General features: G+C 61.4%; 19 protein-coding genes. 8 read left to right on the plus strand and 11 right to left on the minus strand.

The features are described from left to right. The first annotated feature begins 61 nt into the window (after nucleotides 1–61). From HF675_RS16110 to sanA, 5 genes are all read left to right on the plus strand, one after another. On the plus strand, nucleotides 62–469 hold the full coding sequence (locus tag HF675_RS16110) for a CidA/LrgA family protein (protein WP_111737451.1): 408 nt from the start codon (nucleotides 62–64) through the stop codon (nucleotides 467–469). Beyond that, nucleotides 469–1,164, plus strand: a complete 696-nt coding sequence (locus HF675_RS16115; protein WP_105230405.1) for a CidB/LrgB family autolysis modulator — start codon at nucleotides 469–471, stop codon at nucleotides 1,162–1,164. The genes HF675_RS16110 and HF675_RS16115 overlap by 1 nt, the downstream gene beginning before the upstream one ends. A gap of 133 nt (nucleotides 1,165–1,297) precedes the next feature. Continuing rightward, complete coding sequence (gene cdd / locus HF675_RS16120) at nucleotides 1,298–2,182, plus strand: cytidine deaminase (protein ID WP_105230404.1); 885 nt, start codon at nucleotides 1,298–1,300, stop codon at nucleotides 2,180–2,182. A 221-nt stretch (nucleotides 2,183–2,403) separates the two neighbouring features. Continuing rightward, the gene (locus HF675_RS16125; RefSeq protein WP_105230403.1) at nucleotides 2,404–4,101 is read left to right on the plus strand and encodes an NAD-dependent malic enzyme; all 1,698 of its coding nucleotides are present in this window, start codon (nucleotides 2,404–2,406) and stop codon (nucleotides 4,099–4,101) included. Between the two features lie 174 nt (nucleotides 4,102–4,275). Further along, on the plus strand, nucleotides 4,276–5,019 hold the full coding sequence (sanA, locus tag HF675_RS16130; RefSeq protein ID WP_105230402.1) for an outer membrane permeability protein SanA: 744 nt from the start codon (nucleotides 4,276–4,278) through the stop codon (nucleotides 5,017–5,019). 38 nt (nucleotides 5,020–5,057) lie between these two features. Here sanA and yeiB read toward each other — a convergent pair whose 3' ends face one another. The 7 genes from yeiB to HF675_RS16165 all read right to left on the minus strand — a co-directional run bounded on the left by yeiB (nucleotide 5,058) and on the right by HF675_RS16165 (nucleotide 13,712). Then, nucleotides 5,058–6,239, minus strand: coding sequence for a DUF418 domain-containing protein YeiB (gene yeiB, locus HF675_RS16135; RefSeq protein ID WP_111737453.1), 1,182 nt, complete (start codon nucleotides 6,237–6,239; stop codon nucleotides 5,058–5,060). 149 nt (nucleotides 6,240–6,388) lie between these two features. Further along, nucleotides 6,389–7,579: an L-2-hydroxyglutarate oxidase gene (gene lhgO, locus HF675_RS16140; RefSeq protein ID WP_105230400.1), complete on the minus strand. Its 1,191-nt coding sequence runs from the start codon at nucleotides 7,577–7,579 to the stop codon at nucleotides 6,389–6,391. A 2-nt stretch (nucleotides 7,580–7,581) separates the two neighbouring features. Beyond that, entirely contained in the window at nucleotides 7,582–8,298 is a 717-nt protein-coding gene (locus tag HF675_RS16145; protein WP_187043415.1) for a FadR/GntR family transcriptional regulator, read from the minus strand. Between the two features lie 15 nt (nucleotides 8,299–8,313). Beyond that, nucleotides 8,314–10,269 (minus strand): TRAP transporter permease, encoded by a 1,956-nt coding sequence (locus HF675_RS16150; protein WP_187043416.1) that lies wholly within the window; start codon nucleotides 10,267–10,269, stop codon nucleotides 8,314–8,316. Next, nucleotides 10,266–11,306 (minus strand): TAXI family TRAP transporter solute-binding subunit, encoded by a 1,041-nt coding sequence (locus HF675_RS16155; protein WP_105230397.1) that lies wholly within the window; start codon nucleotides 11,304–11,306, stop codon nucleotides 10,266–10,268. Before HF675_RS16155 ends, HF675_RS16150 begins: the two co-directional genes overlap by 4 nt. 238 nt (nucleotides 11,307–11,544) lie before the next feature. Then, the gene (gene folE, locus HF675_RS16160) at nucleotides 11,545–12,207 is read right to left on the minus strand and encodes a GTP cyclohydrolase I FolE (protein ID WP_105230396.1); all 663 of its coding nucleotides are present in this window, start codon (nucleotides 12,205–12,207) and stop codon (nucleotides 11,545–11,547) included. Between the two features lie 347 nt (nucleotides 12,208–12,554). Next, nucleotides 12,555–13,712, minus strand: a complete 1,158-nt coding sequence (locus HF675_RS16165) for a YbfB/YjiJ family MFS transporter (protein ID WP_187043417.1) — start codon at nucleotides 13,710–13,712, stop codon at nucleotides 12,555–12,557. 105 nt (nucleotides 13,713–13,817) lie between these two features. Between HF675_RS16165 and HF675_RS16170 the strand changes: the two genes are divergently transcribed. The 3 genes from HF675_RS16170 to fghA are packed head-to-tail and all read left to right on the plus strand — an operon-like array spanning nucleotide 13,818 to nucleotide 16,729. Further along, nucleotides 13,818–14,708 carry a LysR family transcriptional regulator gene (locus HF675_RS16170; protein WP_105230394.1) on the plus strand — a complete coding sequence of 297 codons (891 nt, stop codon included), beginning with the start codon at nucleotides 13,818–13,820 and terminating at the stop codon, nucleotides 14,706–14,708. A gap of 31 nt (nucleotides 14,709–14,739) precedes the next feature. After that, nucleotides 14,740–15,867, plus strand: a complete 1,128-nt coding sequence (locus HF675_RS16175; protein ID WP_105230393.1) for an S-(hydroxymethyl)glutathione dehydrogenase/class III alcohol dehydrogenase — start codon at nucleotides 14,740–14,742, stop codon at nucleotides 15,865–15,867. A 19-nt stretch (nucleotides 15,868–15,886) separates the two neighbouring features. Next, nucleotides 15,887–16,729, plus strand: a complete 843-nt coding sequence (gene fghA, locus HF675_RS16180; RefSeq protein WP_105233247.1) for an S-formylglutathione hydrolase — start codon at nucleotides 15,887–15,889, stop codon at nucleotides 16,727–16,729. Between the two features lie 45 nt (nucleotides 16,730–16,774). Here the strand turns inward: fghA and gsiD are convergent, their stop codons facing one another. The 4 genes from gsiD to HF675_RS16200 are packed head-to-tail and all read right to left on the minus strand — an operon-like array spanning nucleotide 16,775 to nucleotide 22,095. Next, on the minus strand, nucleotides 16,775–17,686 hold the full coding sequence (gene gsiD / locus HF675_RS16185; protein WP_105230392.1) for a glutathione ABC transporter permease GsiD: 912 nt from the start codon (nucleotides 17,684–17,686) through the stop codon (nucleotides 16,775–16,777). Between the two features lie 2 nt (nucleotides 17,687–17,688). Beyond that, nucleotides 17,689–18,609, minus strand: coding sequence for a glutathione ABC transporter permease GsiC (gsiC, locus tag HF675_RS16190; RefSeq protein WP_105230391.1), 921 nt, complete (start codon nucleotides 18,607–18,609; stop codon nucleotides 17,689–17,691). Between the two features lie 56 nt (nucleotides 18,610–18,665). After that, nucleotides 18,666–20,198: a glutathione ABC transporter substrate-binding protein GsiB gene (gene gsiB / locus HF675_RS16195; protein WP_105230390.1), complete on the minus strand. Its 1,533-nt coding sequence runs from the start codon at nucleotides 20,196–20,198 to the stop codon at nucleotides 18,666–18,668. Between the two features lie 19 nt (nucleotides 20,199–20,217). Further along, a complete protein-coding gene (locus HF675_RS16200) occupies nucleotides 20,218–22,095 on the minus strand; it encodes a dipeptide ABC transporter ATP-binding protein (protein ID WP_187043418.1) in 1,878 nt (625 codons plus the stop codon). Between the last annotated feature and the right edge of the window lies 1 nt (nucleotide 22,096).

The following is a 22,096-nucleotide window of genomic DNA, read 5'->3' on the forward strand; positions in this document are numbered from 1 at the left end:
TTATGTGGCGTAGATCACAGTTTAATTGTATGATGAATGCATCCGTTAAACAGGAAGGCTTATGAACAAGATGCTCACATCATGTTGGCAATACCTTAGAGCATTCGCTTTGATTTATCTGTGTCTGCTGGTCGGCAATGCGGTTTCCGCCCTGCTGCCGATCGCCATTCCCGGCAGTATCCTCGGCATGCTGCTGCTGTTCGCCCTGCTGGCCTCGCAGCTGCTGCCGGCCGCCTGGGTGCGCCCCGGCTGCAACCTGCTGATCCGCTATATGGTGCTGCTGTTTGTGCCCATCGGCGTCGGCGTGATGCAATATTACCGGGAGATCTTCGACCATCTGGCGCCGCTGGTGGTTGCCTGCGCTGCCAGTACCCTGATCGTACTGGTGACAGTGGGCTACTCCTCCCACTATTTCCATCGTGAACGGCCTCTGGTCGGCAAACAGGATAATGCCGAGGGGGATAAGTAATGCTGCATAACCTCTGGTGGTCGTTGCCGTTAACCCTGGTGGTGTTTTTCGCCGCGCGTAAACTGGCGCAGAAACTGAAGATGCCGCTGCTCAATCCGCTGCTGGTCTCGATGGCGGCGATCATTCCGCTGCTGCTGATAACCGGCATCCCCTATAAAGATTATTTTCAGGGCAGCAAAATCCTCAACGATTTGCTGCAGCCTGCGGTGGTCGCGCTGGCGTTCCCGCTGTATGAACAGCTGCATCAAATCCGCGCCCGCTGGAAATCGATTATCGCCGTGTGCTTTATCGGCAGCATCACCGCCATGATAAGCGGCGGCGCCATTGCCCTGTGGATGGGCGCCACACCGGAAATCGCCGCGTCGATTCTGCCTAAATCGGTCACTACGCCAATCGCCATGGCGGTAGCGGAGTCGCTCGGCGGCATTCCGGCCATCAGCGCGGTGTGCGTGATTTTTGTCGGTATCCTCGGTGCCGTGCTCGGCCATACGCTGTTCAACGTGCTGAAGATCACCACCAAATCCGCCCGCGGTCTGGCAATGGGCAGCGCCTCGCACGCGCTGGGCACCGCCCGCTGCGTGGAGCTGGATTATCAGGAAGGCGCTTTCGGCTCACTGGCGCTGGTGATCTGCGGCATCATCACTTCACTGCTGGCGCCGTTTTTATTCCCGGTGCTGTTGCACCTGTTTGCCTGAGGCAAAAACTTGCGATATATCGCGCAAATTCATCACTCATTACATCAATTTCATCAATAAGTAGATGTAAATCACATTTTATTCGATAAAGGCTGCCTAGAATGTCCTCCCGTTAACACTGGAGAGACGTTCTATGCATCCACGTTTTCACACCGCTTTCAGCACCCTGCCCGACACATTGCAATCCGCCCTGCAGCCTTATCTGGACGCACCTGACTTTCCGGCCATGTTCAGCGCCGATCAGGTTGAAGCAATCAAGCAGCACAGCGGGCTGGACGATGATGCCCTGGCGTTTGCCCTGCTGCCGCTGGCCGCGGCCTGCTCGTTAACCCCGATTTCTCAGTTTAACGTCGGCGCCATCGCCCGCGGCGTCAGCGGCAACCTCTATTTCGGCGCCAATATGGAGTTCGGCGGCGCGCCGATGCAGCAGACGGTGCATGCCGAGCAGTGCGTCGTCACCCACGCCTGGCTGCGCGGCGAAACGGCGCTGGCCGCCATCACCGTCAACTACACCCCGTGCGGCCACTGCCGCCAGTTTATGAATGAGCTGAACAGCGGCGGCGATCTACGCATCCAGCTGCCGGGCCGTCCGGCCGCCACGCTCAGCCACTATCTGCCGGATTCATTCGGCCCGCGCGATCTGGATATTCACACCCTGCTGATGGACCCGGAAGATCACGGTCACCGGCTGGCACTGAGCGACGCGCTGGAGATCGCCGCGCTCGACGCCGCCAACCGCAGCCACGCGCCCTATAGCCAGGCCCACAGCGGCGTAGCGCTGGAAACGGCGGACGGCAACATTTACGCCGGCCGCTACGCGGAAAACGCCGCCTTCAACCCCAGCCTGCCACCGCTGCAGGCCGCGCTGGTTCTGCTGAACATGTCCGGCGGCGACTGCCGGCAAATCCGCCGCGCGGTGCTGGCGGAAGCGCAGAACGCCGTTTTCAGTCAGCAAGACGCCACCCGCGCCCTGCTGGCCGCGCTCGGCTGCCAGACGCTGCAACATCTCACCTTCTAATTCTGTCATCGCGGGGCTGTCCGGCCCCGCAATTAACAGTCCTTCCCGCTGAATACAATGCCATTTACGTCTGAAAACACTTTTTTTAGTTAAATAAGTCTTTGATCGTCGATAATTAGCACAACTTCCCTCATGATCCGGTAACAATTACTGTACATATTTCCCGTATCTTTTAGGATCTGCGGTGATAAAAACAATCTGATACGTCTAAGAGTGAACTGATGGAACTTGAATACGAAAGCAAACGCCCGCTGTACATCCCCTATGCCGGCCCGATTCTGTTGGAATTTCCGTTACTTAACAAAGGCAGCGCCTTCACCGAAGATGAACGCAGCCACTTCAACCTGCACGGCCTGCTGCCCGAAGCGGTAGAAACCATCGAAGAACAGGTCGAGCGCGCCTACCGCCAGTATCAAGATTTCAAAAACGACAACGACAAACATATCTACCTGCGCAACATCCAGGACACCAACGAAACGCTGTTCTATCGCCTGCTGGACTCGCACCTGAGCGAGATGATGCCAATCATCTACACACCGACGGTCGGCGAGGCCTGCGAACACTTCTCCGATATCTATCGCCGCGCGCGCGGGCTGTTTATCTCGTACCCGAACCGCGACCGCATCGACGACATGCTGCAAAACGCCACCAAGCAGAACGTGAAGGTGATTGTCGTCACCGACGGCGAGCGTATTCTCGGCCTCGGCGATCAGGGCATCGGCGGCATGGGCATTCCGATCGGTAAACTGTCGCTGTACACCGCCTGCGGCGGCATCAGCCCGGCCTATACCCTGCCGGTGGTGCTGGACGTCGGCACCAACAACCCGCAGCGCCTGAACGACCCGCTGTATATGGGCTGGCGCCACCCGCGTATCTCCGGCGAGGAGTACCATGAGTTCGTCGAAGCATTTATTCAGGCGGTCAAACGCCGCTGGCCGAACGTACTGCTGCAGTTCGAGGACTTCGCGCAGAATAACGCCACCCCGCTGCTGAACCGCTACCGCGACGAAATCTGCTGCTTCAACGACGATATTCAGGGCACCGCCGCGGTCACGCTCGGCAGCCTGATCGCCGCCAGCCGCGCCGCCGGCTGCCGGCTGCGCGACCAGACCGTCACCTTCCTCGGCGCGGGTTCCGCCGGCTGCGGCATCGCCGAGCAGATTATCGCCCAGATGAAGTCGGAAGGCCTGAGTGAAGACGAAGCGCGGGCGCGCGTGTTCATGGTTGACCGTTTCGGCCTGCTGACCGACAAACTGCCGAACCTGCTCGACTTCCAGAGCAAACTGGTGCAAAAGAGCGAAACGCTGGCGCACTGGAACGTCAGCAACGATGCCATTTCACTGATGGACGTGGTGCGCAACGCCAAACCAAGCATTCTGATCGGCGTTTCCGGCCAGCCGGGGCTGTTCACCGAAGAACTGATCCGCGAAATGCATCAGCACTGCCCGCGGCCAATCGTCATGCCGCTGTCCAACCCGACCTCCCGCGTTGAGGCGCGCCCGGAAGATATCATCAACTGGACCGACGGCGCCGCGCTGGTAGCCACCGGCAGCCCGTTCGCGCCGGTCAGCTACCGCGATCGCCAATATCCGATCGCCCAGTGCAACAACTCCTATATCTTCCCGGGGATCGGTCTCGGCGTGCTGGCTTCCGGCGCGTCGCGCGTCACCGACTCGATGCTGATGGCCGCCAGCCGCGCGCTGGCCGACTGTTCGCCGCTGGCGACCGACGGCTACGGCGCACTGCTGCCGGATATCGACGATATTCAGGGCGTATCGAAATGCATCGCCATGGAAGTGGGCAAGGCCGCACAGCTGCAGGGCGTGGCGGTGGTAACGTCTGAAGAAGCGCTGTCCAAAGCGATTGAGCACAACTTCTGGCGTCCGCAGTACCGCAGCTACAAGCGTACCTCGTTCTAATCAACACCCCGCCGGCCAGCATTCGTCTGGCCGGTTTTTCCTCTCCCTGAGTCCGCCGCCAACAAAAAGTGCCATGCACTCCCCGCATCGGCAGGTGGAGCGCTTGCGTCAAATTGTCAGGTAAAGTAGCCTTGATCCACCTTTTTTTCAGATTTATGCGCGTAAGGCCAAAACATGTGGAAACGCCTGATAATTAGCCTGTTCGTCATCGCCGTGGCGCTGATGTTAGCGGCTATCGCGCTCGATCGCTGGATCAGTTGGAAAACCGCGCCCTATATCTACGAAGAGGTGCAACAGCTGCCGGATCGCCAGGTCGGCGTGGTGCTCGGCACCGCCAAATATTACCGCACCGGGGTGATTAATCAGTATTACCGTTACCGCATGCAGGGGGCAATCAACGCCTACAACAGCGGTAAGGTGAAGTATCTGCTGCTGAGCGGCGACAATGCGCTGCAGAGCTATAACGAGCCGATGACCATGCGGCGCGATCTGATCGCCGCCGGCGTAGCACCCAGCGATATCGTGCTCGACTACGCCGGTTTCCGTACGCTGGATTCGATCGTGCGGACGCGTAAAGTGTTCGACGCCAACGACTTTACCATTATCACCCAGCGCTTCCACTGCGAGCGGGCGCTGTTTATCGCCCTGCATATGGGCATCCAGGCGCAGTGCTTCGCCGTTCCTTCGCCCAAGAATATGCTGACGGTGCGCGTGCGTGAAATCTTCGCCCGCCTCAGTGCGCTGAACGACCTGTATATCCTCAAGCGCGAGCCGCGCTTTCTCGGGCCGCTGATCCCGATCTCCGCCATGCATAAAGTGCCGGAAGACGCCCAGGGTTATCCGGCGGTATCGCCGGAACAGCTGGTGGAACTGGAGCAGAAACTGGCGGCGGAAAAGCAAAAAGCGCAGGCCAAATAAGCCAACGGCCGGCATAATGCCGGCCGTTTTTGTCTTCCTTATCGCCGCAGATGGCGCTCTCCCTCGCCGGCGCCGAGCGCGGTCAGCCGGCGCCACAGCCACTCTGCCGGCCCCTGTTCAAAATAGCGCAGCCACAGCTGTGAAAAACACAGGTTCGCCAGCCACACCAGCGGCACAATCGCCACCAGCTGCCAACGGTCAAGCTGCTGGTAGAGGCCAAAACGGTAGAACAGCGTGGTGCAAATCAGCGTTTGCAGCAGATAATTGCTGAGCGCCATACGGCCGACCTGCGTCAGCCAACGTCCGACCGGCCATCTTGCCAGATGTCCCCAGAAGCCGTAGCACAGCGCCAGATAGCCCATCGCCTGCAGCGGCGCGCCCAGCTCGCGCGGCACCTGCAGCAGAAAACCGCTCCAGCGGTAATCCCACTGCAGGTGCCACTGCAACGCCACCGCCGGCAGCTGGATCAGCAGCGACAGCGGAATCAGCCAGGCCGCCTGCCGCCGATAGTACGCCGGCGCAAAGTGGCCGCGCAGCCAGCCGCTGCGCATCAGACCGGCGCCGAACAGCATCAGCCCCGCCAGTTCCCAGCCGTACTGCGCGCCGATCGCCAGCAGGCTGGATGAGAGCAGATCCACCCGGTTGCGCCAGGCCTCAAACCCGCCCTGCAGTTTCCACAGCTGTTCATACTGCAGCTCGGCCGGGCTTGGCTGCCAGAAACTACCCGGCGTACCATCGGTGGCAAAACTTAACAGCAGCAGCAGCGTAACGCCGATGCCATACAGCACCGCGCCGGTTTTCAGCAGGGTAAAGGTGTCTTTCGCTTCGCGGATCATCCGCCAGCACACCAGCCCGATCAGGCCGTACGCCAGCAGAATATCGCCGTCCCATAAAAAGATGCCGTGCCCCAGCCCGAACAGCACCAGCCAGGTCAGCCGCGCGCGGATCCAGCCTTTGCCGCGGTGCAACAGCAGCTGCAGCCCGGCGCCGAACAGCAGCGCAAACATCGCCAAAAATTTGGCCTGGGTAAACAGATCCAGCAGCGCCCAGGCCCAGGCGTCAGACAGTGCAGGCTGGCCCTGATAGGCCGGGTTAAGATACGCCGCTTTCGGCAGCCCAAAGGCGCTGATGTTCATCAGCAAAATACCGAGAATGGCGATGCCGCGCGCGCAGTCCAGAGTGGCAATACGCGGCAGCGGCGCCGATGCAGGAGGGTTCATGGGATACCGCTGTTATTCAATCCGATAAAAATACGCCCGCAGGCGCAGGGCCATACCGGCAAATTCGCCCCGCACCCGGCGGGATGGGGGCGTTATATTAAGCATTAAAAATAGCGTATATGCCATCCTTTCGCTGGCGCGGCGGACAATTACAGGTGAGCAAGATGCTGACGTACGATTTCGCGGCCAATCTCCAGCGAAGCGGTCGCCGCCGGGGAAGGCGCATTGCACACGTGCAGCGAACGGCGGCCGGTCACGAAGTGGAAGTCGTCCACCAGCTTGCCGTCAGCGGTCAGCGCCTGCGCCCGGACGCCGGCGGGGCCGGGTTGAATATCTTGCTCTTGCAGCGCCGGAATCAGCTGGCGGGCATTTTCCGTAAACCGGCGGCGCGACAGCGAGCGCCGCACCTCCGCCAGCCCTTCCCCCATATACTGGCCGGCAATCTTCCAAAAGCCGCGATAGCTCAGCACTTCGCCCAGATCGCGCAGGCTGACGTCACATTTGCGGTAACCCTCGCGCTTGAATGCCAGCACCGCGTTCGGCCCCACGTCCCGTTTGCCGTTGTGCATACGGGTGAAATGTACGCCGAGGAAGGGAAAGTCCGGGTTCGGCACCGGATAAATCAAGTGATTGACCAGATAATTTTTTTCACTGTTCAGCACAAAGTATTCACCGCGAAACGGCACAATTTTCATGCCGGTGTCATAGCCCGCCAGTTTGGCAATGCGGTCGCTGAACAGCCCCGCGCAGTTGACCAGCCATTTTCCCTGATAGCTCTGCCCCGGCGTCTGCACCTCGACGCCGTCGCTGCGCTCTGCGATCCCCACCACCTGCCGGTCAAAGTGAATCTCACCGCCGCGCTGCCGGATGATGTCCGCCAGTTTGGCGGCCACCTGCGCGTAGTTGACGATGCCGGCGTCGGGCACCAGCAGCGCCTCCAGCCCGTTGACATGAGGTTCTCGCTCGCGCAGCTCGGCGGCCGACAGGCGGTGCACCGCCAGGCCGTTCTCCAGACCACGCCGGTAGATATTCTCCAGCAACTCCAGCTCCTTCAGCTGTGTAGCGACAATCACCTTGCCGCAGCGGTCATGATACAGCTCATGCTGACGGCAGAAGGCAAACATGCTCTGGTTGCCCTGCCTGGCCAGGCGCGCCTTCAGGCTGCCGGGCTTATAGTAGATGCCGGAGTGCACCACATTGCTGTTATGGCCGCTCTGGTGGGCCGCCGGGCCGGACTCTTTATCCACAATCAGCAATTTCAGGTGCGGATTGTGTTCCTGCAACGCATGGGCGACGCCCAGCCCCACCAGCCCGCTGCCGATAATGATTACGTCATACATGGTTATGCCTTTCCCTCTTGTTCCAGCCTGCGCAGCTTGCCGCGCACGTTACTCAGGTGATGTTGCATATTGCCGGCCGCCGCCGCCGCATCGCCGGCCTCAATCGCCAGCCACACCCGTTCATGTTCATCGATCACCCGCTGACGCTCGTCGGCCCGTCCCAGGTTGTGACTGAGCGAATACACCAGCACACCGAGATACAGCTCATGCATGTTGTCGAGGATTTGGACAAAAAACGGATTGTGTGAAGCCTGCATAATGGCGCGGTGAAACAGATAATCCTGCTGATGGCCGATCTGCCCTTCGTGCAGCGTGGTATGGCGGAAGTCCAGGAAAGCCTGCTCGATATTCTGCAGGTCCTGCGCATTGCGTCGCTGCGCGGCCATGGCCGCCGCCTGCTGTTCGATCACCTCGCGCATCTCCAGCAGCGACTCCACCTCGCTGCGGTCAGCGACCTCCATCACCAGCGGTTCGTACTTGCTGAGCAGCGAATGCTGCTCAACCCGGTGGCCGCCGCCCTGGCGGGAAGAGATAATGCCGCTGACTTCCAGAATACCCAGCGCCTCGCGCACCGGCGCACGGCTGACGCCGAAGGCGTCGGCCAGTTCATTTTCCGACGGCAGCTTGTTTCCCACCGGATAGGTACCGTCATGGATGCCCGCCTTGAGCTGCGCCAGTACCTGGTGAGACGCTTTTCGTCTGGTGACTTTATTGATCATGCTCCTCCCCGTAAATCATGCCGACTCCTCCGGCGCGACCGAACGCCGTCTGAAACGCAGCAGGTGCAGGGTGCCGGCAGAGATAATCAGCGCCAGCCCGCCAAGGTCGGTCATCAGCCCCGGCTTAATCAGCAGAATGGCGGCGCAGGTAAACAGCACGCGCTCCAGCCAGTGGGCCTTCATCAGCCAGAAGTTGGCGCTGGCAATGGAGAGCGCATAGATGCCCACCAGCGCGGTGGCCACCATATGGATCACCGACAGCACATTCACCGCGTCCCCCTGCATCAGCAGCATCGGGTTATACACCAGAATAAACGGGATGATAAAACCGGGCAGCGCCAGCCGCACCGCCTCCCAGGAGGTTTGCATCGGATCGGCGCGGGCAATGCTGGCGGCGGTATAGCTGGCCAGCGCCACCGGCGGCGTGATATTGGACAGCGCGCCAAACCAGAACACGAAGAAATGCGCCGCCAGCGGCATCACGCCGGCCTTGATCAGAATCGGCGACACCGTTACCGCCACCACGATATACAGCGCGGTGGAGGGCAGCCCCATACTCAGCACGATGCACACCAGCATCACCACCAGCAAAATCATCCACAGCGTGTTGTTGGTCATCGACACAATATTAAACGCCAGGGTCGAGCCGATGCCGGTCATGGTCACCACGCAGATGATCACCCCGATCGCCGCACAGGCGATGGTCACCTGAATCGATCCTCTGGCCGCTTCATTCAGCGCCTCGGCGATTTTTCTCGGCGTCATACGCACCGCGCTGTCCGGCGTCAGCCAGCTGGCGGCGATAATGGCGACGATCCCCAGAAAGCCGGCGTAAATCGGCGTTTTACCCAGCAGTAAGGCGCCAATCACGATAAACAGCGGCAACAGCAGCAGCCCGCGCGCCTTCAGCACCGCTTTCACCTGCGGGATATTTTCCTTACTGATGCCCTTCAGCCCCTGCTTTTTGGCCTCCAGATCGATGGCGATAATCAGCGCCGCGTAGTACAGCAGCGCCGGCACGATGGCGGCAATCACGATGGTGGTGTAAGAGATGCCGAGGAAGCCGGCCATGATAAACGCCGCCGCGCCCATAATCGGCGGCATGATCATGCCGCCGGTCGACGCCGTCGCCTCGACCGCGCCGGCGAATTTTGGCGTGAGTCCGATGCTTTTCATCAGCGGAATGGTAAAGGTGCCGGTGGTGGCGACGTTGGCGACCGCGCTGCCGCTCAGCGATCCGGTCAGCGCCGAGGAGATCACCGCCACCTGCGCCGGGCCGCCGCGACGACGCCCGGCCACCGCCAGCGCCAGATCGTTAAACAGCTGCGTCGCGCCGCTGACGCTGAGAAACGCGCCGAACAGAATAAACACCGCGATCGCAGTGGCGGCGGTCGACAGGGTAATGCCGAAAATCCCTTCGCTGGTCATAAACAGCCGGTACAGCAATCGCTCGACCGAAAAACCGCTGTGGCCGAAGATGCCCATAAAATACTGGCCAAACAGCGCATAGATAATGGCGAACGTCGCCAGGCTGGGAATAAACAGGCCGGTGGTGCGGCGCGCGGCCTCAAACAGTACGCCGATGCCCAGCGCCGCCATCAGGTAGTCGGTGGTATTGGGCAGGCTCTTGCGCACCACGTGCAGGTCGAGATAGTTAAAATAGAAATAGCCGTAGCCGATCAGCGTCAGCACGATAAACAGATAGTCCCAGGCGTTAAATTTGGCCGTCGCGTGCTTTTTGGAGAACGGGAACAAAATAAAGCCCAGCACCAGAATCCCGGTCAGGAAAGTGGTATTGCGATAAAACTCCTGGGTATTGGCCAACGCGTTGGAATAAACGGCGTACAGCGAAATCGCGATCGCCAGCACGGTGGCGAACAGCGCATAGCGTCCGGCCAGCGGGCGGCTGCCGGCGCCCGCCTCTTTATCCAGCGAGGTATCCGGCTGCGGCGTCAAGGGCGTGGTGTTCATAGCGCCTCCGTAGCGCGATCGGCGCGCGCTTCTGGTGGAATAAGCTCGGCGGGGATATTAACCCCGGCTTCACGGAAATAGGTGTACGCCCCCAGATGCAGAGGCACCGACACCCCTTTCAGGGCATTTTCCAGCGAGATGTTTTTGGCCGCGCTGTGCACCTGATGCACTTCCGGCAGGTTCTCAAACATCGCCTTGGTCAGGTCATAGACAATCTTGTCATCAATGCCGCGCGTGGTGACCAGAATATTAGGCTGCGCGATGGTCGCCACCGCTTTGGTTTGCCGCGGGTAGGTATCCGCCGCAATCACGAAGCGGAACCAGGCGTTGGCGACGGCGTTAATGCTGGCCATCTGCTCATCGGTCACTTCCAGAATGCGCGAGGGCACGCCGCTGGCGTACATATCGGTCACTGCGGCGGCAGGCACGCCGGCAGGCAGCGCGCCGCCGTCAAGCCGCCCGTCGCGCATCGCCGAGACGGTGTCGCCATAGCCTAGGTATTCCGGCGAAATGTTTTTCTTGCTCATGTTGACGCCGCGCAGGATAACCAGCGTCGACTGCTCCGTGCCGCTGGCCTGCGGCCCTACCGAGAAACGGCTGCCGGCAATGTCGTTCAGCGTGCCGTCCTTGACCTTACTTTCCAGCATCACAAAATGCTCGACGTTGGGCCACAGCATGGAGATAGAGCGCAGGTCGCCGTAGGCGCGCCCGGCAAAGTTCCCCACGCCCTGATAGGCCTCAACCGCCAGCAGGCTCTGCAAAATGGCCAGTTGGGCCTCATCCTTCTGCAGCAGATCGATATTCTCGATCGAGCCGGCGGAAGACTGCCCGGTCACCTGAATACCATCCGGCTTCAGCCGGGTGCTCCAGACATTAGCCAGGCCGACCCCCATCGGGTAATACGTTCCCCCGGTTGAGGCGGTCGCTACGGACAGGAATGTCTTGTTTTCATTCTCTATTTTGCCGACGACCGCCAGTACCGCCACGGCAACGGCCGCAGAGGCGAACAGCAACAGTTTGATTTTTCTATTTTTCATTAAATTCACCCGATGTTTTGAAACAAATAGAAAACATTTACCTAAACTTGTATACAACATGACAAATTCGTTTAGCTAACCGCCATTGGCGGATTTGTGATCGGGATGAGCAAAAAATGGGCGATGCGGCGACAGGAATGTGACGCAGATAAAAGATCGGCAGCGGAATTGAAAATGCGGGAAAAAGCGGGGAAAAACGGCCGGCGCCCTCAGAACGAGCGCGCCGGTTTATCGTGCGTTACTGGTGGTGACGCACCGCGCGCAGGAACTCCTGACGCGTGTTCTGGCTGGACTTGAACAGCCCGCCCAGTGACGTGGTGGTGGTGGCGCTGGTGGCGTCACGGATGCCGCGCGCCTTCACGCAGTAGTGCACCGCGTCAATGGACACCGCCACGTTGTTGGTGCCAAGCAGCGTTTGCAGCGCGATCAGGATCTGCTGGGTCAGACGCTCCTGCACCTGCGGACGCTGGGCGAAGAACTGGACGATACGGTTGATCTTGGACAGGCCGATCACCCCGTCTTTCGGGATATAGGCCACGGTGGCCTTACCGTCGATGGTGACAAAATGGTGTTCGCAGGTGCTGGTCAGGGTGATATCACGCACCGTCACCATTTCATCTACCTTCATTTTGTTTTCAATGACGGTGATCTTCGGGAAATTGGCGTAATCCAGACCGGAAAAGATCTCATCGACATACATCTTGGCGATGCGATGCGGGGTTTCCGCCAGGCTGTCATCGGTCAGATCGAGGTTCAGCAGCTGCATGATTTCCGTCATGTGCTCCTGAATACGCCGCTTACGCGTTTCGCGATCCAACATTTCACCGCGCAGCGGGGTTTCCAGGCCGCGAGCCTCCAGCGCTGCGTGTACCAGAGCCGCTTCTTTACTGAGTGTCGTCATTTGTGTGTCTCCAGCAGGTGGCCCTTGCGCAGGTGGCCGGCCGGCCACCCAACGTTCGGGGCTACTCTCTTTATAACTGCAAGGGTTCCGCATGGCTTCTGTCCGCCAGACTCCGGATGCTGGCGGCTGGCAAACAAACTTTCCTCAGCCGCTTAGCGCACTAAACAGCAGGGAATAAGAAGCGCAGCCAACGCGCCGGCAACTTGAAAGGAGGAAGAATAGAGCGTGAACCCGATCAAGATTTTGCCCCCACTGTAGAGGAGAGTGAGACGTTTATCCAGTGATTGTGTTTCAACCAGCGATGAAAAATCCGCATCTGCCCGGCAGAAATACCTGCCGCCGCTCCCTCACTCCCCCGCCAGCTGGCGTCGCGCGGCGCGTGCGGGGATTTTGATCACCAGCAGCCCGGCCACCACCAGCCCCAGCGTCGCCACATACAGCGCCGGCTCCAGGCTCTGGGTCAGCGCGGTGGAAAGCGCGGACAGCATCGGCCCCGCCAGTTGGCCGACGGCGTAGCCGGTGGTCAGTAGCCCGGCCATATAGCGGGCATGGTTCGGCGCCAGCTCGCGGCCGTGCTGAATCGACAGCTGCACCACGCTGAGGAAACCGCCGCCGGTTAACAACGCCCCCAACAGCAGCCCGCTGACGCCCGGCAGCGCTTCGGCGCACAGTACGCCCAGCGCCTGCACCCACAGCGTCAGCGCCAGCCGGCTCTGGGTGGTCAGGCGATGGCGGGTCAGGATGCCGATGATAATCCCCAGCACCGCCGCACCGCCGAAAATCGGCCAGACGAACTGGGCGAACAGGCTGCCGGGAAAACGCTCGGCGGCCATCTGCGACAAAAAGGTCGCTGGCAGAATATAGCCGAAGCCCGCCAGGCTGTAGCTCCACACCAGCCGTTTCAGCGCCGGCGTCAGCCGCAGCGGCTCCGCCGCCGCTTCAGCGCGCTGCATCTCCCCCGCGCGCGGCAGGCTGAAGCTGATAGTGGCTACCAACACCAGGGCCGCCACGCCGTACAGCAGCCAGGCCTGCGCCGCGCTCAGCGCCAGGCTGTGGATGGCCACCGCCAGCATGCCGCTGATAAAAATTCCAGCGCCGGGACCGGCGAAGACCGCCGCACTCAGCGCCGGGCGGCCGTAGTGCGCCAGACGCTCGTTGGTCCAGGCCGCCACCAGCACCATCGCCCAGCCGCTGGCCCAACCGATAACAAAACGCAGCGCGCCGTGCCACACTGCGCCTTCCGCCCATGCCGACAGCAGCGTCAGCGCCACCGCGCCCCACACGCCCAGCCACAGGCGGCGTTCAACGTGGCGGCTGGCGCGCATCGCGTCATAGGCGCCGCACAGGTAACCCAGATAGTTCAGCGCCGCCACCAGCCCGGCGCTGGTCAGCGTGAACTGATGCTCGGCAATCATCAGCGGCACCTGCGGCGTAAACGCGAAGCGGCCGATGCCCATTGCTACAATTAAAGCGATAAAGCCGCTTAAGGCTATTTTGAGCGCCATAACATTATCCCGATAGTGAAAAGAAAGTTGCCACTATCATGCCGTCGCATTACACTCACAAAAACTGAATAATCATCACAAAGTTGCTTACGAAAAGAGAACGGTATGGATCTGACCCAGCTTCGTATGTTTTGCAGCGTCGCCGAAACCGGCTCTGTCGCCCGCGCGGCCGAACTGCTGCACCGGGTGCCGTCGAACCTGACCACCCGCCTGCGCCAGCTTGAACAGGAGCTGGGCACCGATCTGTTTATCCGTGAGAAACAGCGCCTGCGGCTGTCGCCGATGGGGCACAACTTTCTGTGTTACGCCAACCGTATTCTGGCGCTGAGCGAAGAAGCGCTGAGCATCACCCACGCCGGCGAACCGGCGGGCACCTTTGCCCTCGGCTCAATGGAAAGCACCGCCGCCACCCGTCTGCCCACTCTGCTGGCCGCTTACCACCAACGCTATCCTCAGGTTTCCCTGTCGCTGGTCACCGACACCTCCGGGGAGATTACCGAGCGCGTGCGCGCCGGCACCCTGGCGGCGGCGCTGGTGGACGGCCCGCTCCAGCATGACGAACTCAACGGCTGCATCGCCTTCGCCGAACATATGGTGGTGATTTCCAGCCTTGACCATGCCGATATCCACAGCGCGCAGGACGCGCGCGGAGAGACGCTGTTCGCCTTCCGTCCCAGCTGCTCCTACCGACTGCGGCTGGAAGCCTGGTACAAACGCGATGGCGCGCAGCCCGGTCAGGTGATGGAGATCCAGTCCTACCACGCGATGCTGGCCTGCGTGGCCAGCGGCGCCGGGTTGGCGATGATCCCGCATTCGGTGCTCACCCTGCTGCCCGGCCATGAGCGGGTAAAGGTGCACACGCTGCCCGACGATATCGCCGAGACCGCCACCTGGCTGCTGTGGCGGCGCGACGCCTTCAGCCCCAACGTGCGTGCGCTGAAACAACTGATTATTGAACTGGCTGAAATGCCGCAAACACAACATGAACCTGCCTAACCCTTTACCCAAGATCACTGAGGAGACGATGATGGAGATGATCAAAACCCGCGCGGCCGTAGCCTGGGGCCCCAACCAACCGCTGAAGATCGAAGAAGTCGATCTGATGCCGCCGCAAAAAGGCGAGGTGCTGGTGCGGATCGTCGCCAGCGGCGTCTGTCATACCGACGCCTATACGCTGTCCGGCAAAGATCCGGAAGGCGTCTTCCCGGCGATCCTCGGCCATGAGGGCGGCGGCGTGGTGGAGGCGGTCGGCGAAGGCGTCACCAGCGTCGCCGTCGGCGATCACGTTATTCCGCTCTACACGCCGGAATGCGGCGAGTGTAAGTTCTGTAAATCCGGCAAGACCAACCTGTGCCAGGCGATCCGCACCACTCAGGGCAAGGGCCTGATGCCGGACGGCACCACCCGCTTCTTTAAAGACGGCCAGCCGATCTTCCACTATATGGGCACCTCCACCTTCTCCGAGTACACCGTAGTGCCGGAAATCTCGCTGGCGAAAATCAGCAAAGAAGCGCCGCTGGAAGAAGTGTGCCTGCTGGGCTGCGGCGTCACCACCGGCATGGGCGCGGTCATCAACACCGCTAACGTTCAGCCGGGCGATACGGTTGCCATTTTCGGCCTCGGCGGCATCGGCCTGTCGGCGATTATCGGCGCGCAGATGGCCGGCGCCGGCCGCATTATCGGCATCGACATCAACACCAGCAAATTCGATCTGGCGCGCAAGCTGGGCGCCACCGATCTGATCAACCCGCAGGATTATGACAAGCCGATTCAAGAAGTGATCGTCGAGCTGACCGACGGCGGCGTGGACTTCTCCTTTGAGTGCATCGGCAACGTTAACGTGATGCGTTCCGCACTGGAGTGCTGCCACAAAGGCTGGGGCGAATCGGTGATTATCGGCGTGGCCGGCGCCGGCGAAGAGATTGCCACCCGTCCCTTCCAACTGGTGACCGGGCGCGTCTGGCGCGGCTCTGCATTCGGCGGCGTCAAAGGCCGTTCACAGCTGCCGGGTATCGTGCAGCGCTACCTGGACGGCGAATTCGCGCTGAACGACTTTATCACCCACACCATGCCGCTGGAGCAGATTAACGACGCCTTCGATCTGATGCACGAAGGCAAATCGATCCGTTCCGTGGTGCATTTCGCTAAGCGCTGAGCAAGGAGGCGAATTGATTATGACGACATCACTCGAACTGCTTGAAGAACACCGAATGTTCGGCGGCTGGCAGCAACGCTACCGTCATACGGCGCAGACCCTGAACTGCCCGATGACCTTCAGCATCTACCTGCCGCCGCCGCGTGATGACAACCCGCCGCCGGTGCTGTACTGGCTGTCGGGGCTGACCTGCAACGACGAGAACTTCACCCTGAAAGCCGGCGCGCAGCGCATCGCCGCCGAGCTGGGGCTGGTGCTGGTGATGGCCGATACCAGCCCGCGCGGCGACGACGTGCCGGACGACGAAGGCTACGACCTCGGCCAAGGCGCCGGGTTCTATCTCAACGCCACCCAGGCGCCGTGGGATCGTCACTTCCGCATGTATGACTACATCAGCGAGGAGCTGCCGGCGCTGATCCGCCAGCACTTCAGCATCAGCGATCGCCAGTCGATCTTCGGCCACTCGATGGGCGGCCACGGCGCGCTGATTATGGCGCTGCGCAACCCGCAGCGTTATCGCTCCGCCTCAGCATTTGCGCCAATCGTCAACCCTTGTCAGGTGCCGTGGGGGCGTCGCGCCTTCCGCGCCTATCTGGGCGATGACGAAAGCCAGTGGCTGCAATACGACAGCTGCCACCTGCTGGCAAGCGGTGCGGAAAAACTGCCGGTGCTGGTCGATCAGGGAGACGACGATCAGTTTCTGGCGGATCAGCTGCAGCCGGCCAAGCTGGCCGAACTGGCGCGCCAGCGCGACTGGCCGCTGACGTTGCGCATCCAGCCGGGCTACGATCACAGCTACTTCACCATTGCCACCTTTATCGAAGACCACCTGCGCTTTCACGCCGAACACCTGTTCCGCTGATGCGCCGGCCGCCGCCCCGTCCGGGGCGGCGTTATTCCTGCCGCTTTACCCTTTCAGCTTCGGATCCAGCGCGTCGCGCAGGCCGTCACCCAACAGGTTAAACGCCAGCACGGTCAGAAAAATCGCCAGACTGGGGAAGATCGCCACGTGCGGCGCGATCACCATATCGGCGCGCGCCTCATTCAGCATTGCCCCCCACTCCGGCGTCGGCGGCTGCGCGCCCAGCCCGAGAAACGACAGGCTGGCGGCGCTAATGATCGAGGTGCCGATGCGCATGGTGAAATAGACCACGATCGACGAGAGGGTGCCGGGCAGAATATGCCGCAGCAAAATGGTGCGGTCAGAGGCGCCGATACTGCGCGCCGACTCGATATAGGTCAGCCGCTTCAGCACCAGCGTATTGCCGCGCACCAGCCGGGCAAACGCCGGAATGCTGAAAATCGCCACCGCCACGATCACGTTGGTCATACCGCTGCCCATCACCGCCACCACGCCGATCGCCAGCAAAATACCCGGAAAGGCGAACAGCACGTCGCTGATGCGCATCACAATGCGGTCCCACCAGCCCTCGTAATAGCCGGCCAGCAGCCCCAACAGCGTGCCGATCGCGCCGCCGGCCAGCACGGAAAACACGCCGGCGGCCAGCGAAATGCGGGCGCCGATCAGCACCCGGCTGAAGATATCGCGACCCAGCGAATCCACCCCCAGCCAGTGCACCAGCGACGGCCCTTCGTTCAGCCGGTCGTAATCGAAATAGTTTTCGGCGTCATAGGGCGCCAGCCAGGGCGCAAACAGCGCCGCCGCCACCAGCAGCAGCACAAACAGCCCGGCAAGCAGCGCCACGCGCTGACGGCGGAAACGCCGCCAAAACTCGTGCCAGGGAGTGCGCACCGCGTGCGGATCAAGCTGCGGCATCGCCTTGAGCGCGGCATTGCGTCGCCAGTTAATCATGCGCATCCTCACTGGTAACGTATCGCCGGGTTAATTGCCGCATACAGCATATCCACCAACAGGTTAATCAAAATAAACTCCAGCGAGAACAGCAGCACCTCGGCCTGAATCACCGGGTAGTCGCGCATCTCCACCGAATCCACCAGCAACCGCCCCAAACCGGGCCAGTTGAAGACCTTTTCCACCACGATCGAACCGCCCAGCAGAAAACCAAACTGCAGCCCCATCATGGTCACCACCGGGATCATCGCGTTGCGCAGCCCGTGTTTAATCACCACCCGGCTTTCGCGCACCCCTTTGGCGCGCGCGGTGCGCATATAATCTTCCTGCATCACCTCAACGAACGACGCGCGGGTAAAGCGCGCCATCACCGCGGCCACCGCCGCCCCCAGCGTGATCGACGGCAGAATATAGTGCCGCCAGCTGTCGGCGCCCACCGTCGGCAGCCAGCCCAGATCGACGGAAAAGATCTGCATCAGCAGCATGCCGAGCGCGAACGCCGGAAACGAGATGCCGGACACCGCCAGCGTCATGCCCAGACGATCCGGCCAGCGGTTGCGCCAGACGGCGGACGCCACGCCGATCGCCATGCCGAAGATCACCGCCCACGCCATACTGGCGACGGTCAGCCAGAAGGTCGGCATAAAGCGCGTGGCGATCTCTTCGCTCACCGGCCGTTTCGACACCATCGAATGGCCGAAGTCGCCCTGCAGCGCGTTGATAAAAAAGTGCGCGAACTGCTGCGGCAACGGCTTGTCCAGCCCCAGATCCTGACGCACCAGCTGCACCACCGCCTCGTCGGCGTCCGGGCCGGCCGCCAGCCGCGCCGGATCGCCCGGCAGCAGATGCACGAACAGAAAGACCAGCACCGCGACGATCAGCAGCGTCGGAATCAGCCCCAACAGTCGTTTAATAAAATAATTCAGCATCACAGATTCCAGCAACAGCCGGGGCGCAGGGGCAAACCGCGCCCCTGCGCCGCACGTTATTTCAGATCGGCGTCGTCAAAGCTGAACGAGGTGTCCGGCATCACGTAGAACCCGCTCAGCTGCTTGCTGTTCGCCGACAGCAGACGCTCGGTCGCCAGGAAAATCCACGGCGCGTCGGCCCAGATGCGATCCTGCGCGTCCTTATACAGTTGCTGCTTTTTGCTGCGGTCGGTGGTCGCCAGCGCATCGCTCAAGTCCTTATCCACCTGCGGATTGCTATAAAACGCGGTGTTGAACTGTTTCGGCGGCGCCGCCTGGCTGGCAAACAGCGGCGACAGCGCCCAGTCCGCCTCGCCGGTGGAAGCCGACCAGCCGGTATAGAACATCCGCACGCCGGTGTCCTTCACCCCGACGCTCTCCACCTGCGCCGCACGCTGGCCGGCGTCCATCGCGGTGACCTTCACCTTCACGCCCACCTGCGCCAGCTGCTGCTGGGTAAACTGCAGCACCTTCTGCGCGGTGCTGTGGTTATGGGATGACCACAGCGTGGTGCTGAAACCGTTCGGGTAACCGGCCTCTTTCAGCAGTTCGCGCGCCTTAGCCGGGTCATACGGCCACGGCTGATAGCGGGCGGCGAAGTCGATGGTCGGCGGCAGCGGCCCCTGCGCCGGCGCGGCATAGCCGGCAAAGGCCACCTTGATCAGCGCCTCTTTGTTGATGGCATAGTTCAGCGCCTGGCGCACCTTCGGGTTATCGAACGGCTTTTGCGTCACATTCATGCTGATGTAACGCTGCTGGATCGACGGCGCGACCACCAGATTGAGCTTGGCGTTTTTCTCCAGCACCTTGGCCTGCTCGTACGGGATCGGGAACGCAAAGTCGGCCTCGCCGGTTTGCAGCATCGCCGCGCGGGTGTTGTTATCCACCACCGGACGCCAGGTGATGCTGTCCAGCTTCGGCTGCCCCGCCTTCCAGTAGCCGGCAAATTTCTTCACTTTAACGAAGTCGGTCTGGTTCCAGGTTTCAAACTGGTAAGGGCCGGTGCCCACCGGATGGAAACCGATCTGTTTGCCGTACTGCTTCAGCGCCGCCGGCGAGATCATCGCCGCCGCCGGGTGCGCCAGGTTGTTGATAAACGCCGAGAACGGCGTCTTCAGCACGATTTTCACCGTCAGCGGATCGATCACCTCGGTCTTGTCGATCATCTTAAACAGGTTATAGCGCTTGAGGTGGCTGTCCGGATTGCTGGCGCGGTCCAGGTTCGCCTTCACCGCCTCAGCGTTAAAGTCAGTGCCGTCGTGGAACTTCACCCCCGGATGCAGCTTGATGGTATAGCTCAGGCCGTCGTCGCTGACCTGATAGCCGTCCGCCAACACGTTGACCAGCTTCATATCCTTATCAAAACCAAACAGCCCCTGATAGAACGACTTCGCCACCGCCTGCGATAGCGTGTCGTTAGCATCGTAAGGGTCGAGCGAGGTGAAATTGGACGCCACGGCGATCACCGCATCCTTCGCCGCCCACGCCGGGCTGCTGCCGACCGCGGCCAGCAGCACGGCAACGGCCAATACACTACGTTTCTGAGTCATGTTGCTTTTCTCCTGGGAGCTAATAGGCACCGGCAATCGGGTGGCGCGCGACAAAATGTCCCGGGCCAACCTCCACCAGCGGTGCGGTAACGGGTTCATCCCCCAGCGCGCGGATCGGGCTGGGAATATCATCTGCCAACAGCGGTTGGCGATGTTGCACATGACGCGGATCGGCCACCGGCACCGCCGCCATCAACTTACGGGTATAGGCATGCTGCGGGTTGGCGAATACCGCCCGCCGCGGGCCGATCTCGACAATCTGGCCGAGGTACATCACCGCCACGCGGTGACTGACGCGCTCCACCACCGCCATATCGTGAGAAATAAACAGGAAGGCGATGCCGAACTCCCGCTGCAGATCGAGCAGCAGGTTCACAATCTGCGCCTGAATGGAGACATCCAGCGCCGATACCGCCTCGTCGGCGATCACCACTTTCGGGTTCAGCGCCAGCGCGCGCGCAATGCAGATACGCTGGCGCTGGCCGCCTGAAAACTCGTGCGGATAGCGCTGCGCGTGCTCCGGCCGCAGCCCCACCCGTTCCAGCAGCCAGGCCACCCGCCGCTGCGCCTGCTCACCGCGGGCGATGTTATGCACCAGCAGCGGCTCCATAATGGAAAAGCCCACCGTCAGGCGCGGGTCCAGCGAGGCATACGGATCCTGGAAAATAAACTGAATATCGCGCCGCAGATGCTGCAACGCAGAGCCTTTAAGCTGATTGACGGTTTGTCCGTCAAAGGTAATGGTGCCGTGCTGGCTGTCCACCAGCCGCAGCAGCGAACGCCCGGTGGTGGATTTACCGCAGCCGGATTCCCCCACCAGCCCCAGCGTTTCGCCGGGATAGAGATCGAAACTGACGTTCTCCACCGCATGCACCCGCCGCGTCACCCGGTTGAAGATGCCGCTGCGCAGGTCAAAGCGCGTCACCAGGTTCTCTACCTGCAGGATCGGCGCGGCGCCCGGCGGCACGCTGTCCTGCACCGCTCCCTCCTCCGCCTCGCCCGGCAGGGGGAATTTGGCCGGCAGGTCGCGCTCGGCCATCGCGCCGAGCTTCGGCACCGCCGCCAGCAGCGCCTGGGTATAGGGATGCTGCGGCGCGCTGAACAGCGGGCGCACCGCGTTTTCTTCAACCTTTTCGCCCTGCCGCATCACCAGCACGCGGTCGGCCATTTCCGCCACCACGCCCATATCGTGGGTGATAAATATCACGCCCATCTGCATTTCCTGCTGCAGCAGACGGATCAGCTGCAGGATCTGCGCCTGAATGGTGACGTCCAGCGCGGTGGTCGGCTCATCGGCGATCAGCAGCGCCGGCTTGCACGACAGCGCCATGGCGATCATCACCCGCTGACGCATGCCGCCGGACAGCTGGTGCGGATAGCGGTCAAGCACGTTTCTCGCTTCGGGAATACGCACCAGATCCAGCATGCGCAACGCCTCCTGACGCGCGCTACGGCGATCCATGCCCTGATGCAGACGCAGGGATTCGGCGATCTGCTCACCCACCGGAAATACCGGATTCAGCGAAGTCATCGGTTCCTGAAAGATCATCGCCATATCGGCGCCGCGCAGCGTGCGCAGGGTACGCGGCCGCGCCGCCGCCAGATCCAGAATGTCGCCGTTGCGGCGCCGCAGCGTCATACTGCCGCCGACGATTTGCCCGCCGCCCTGCTCCACCAGCCGCATCAGCGCCAGCGAGGTGACGGACTTGCCGGAGCCGGACTCGCCGACCACCGCCAGCGTTTCGCCCCGGTCGACGTCAAAACTGACGCCGCGCACCGCCTCCACCACCGCGTCTTCACTGTGAAAGCGCACGCGGAGGTCACGCACCGACAGCACCCGCTGCGGTGGCAATATCAGGCTGCCGGCCGACGCCGGTTCGAGAATGTTTTCGTTCATA

It is taken from the genome of Serratia sp. JUb9 (assembly GCF_014298095.1).
Taxonomy (GTDB): Bacteria; Pseudomonadota; Gammaproteobacteria; order Enterobacterales; family Enterobacteriaceae; genus Serratia_B; species Serratia_B rhizosphaerae.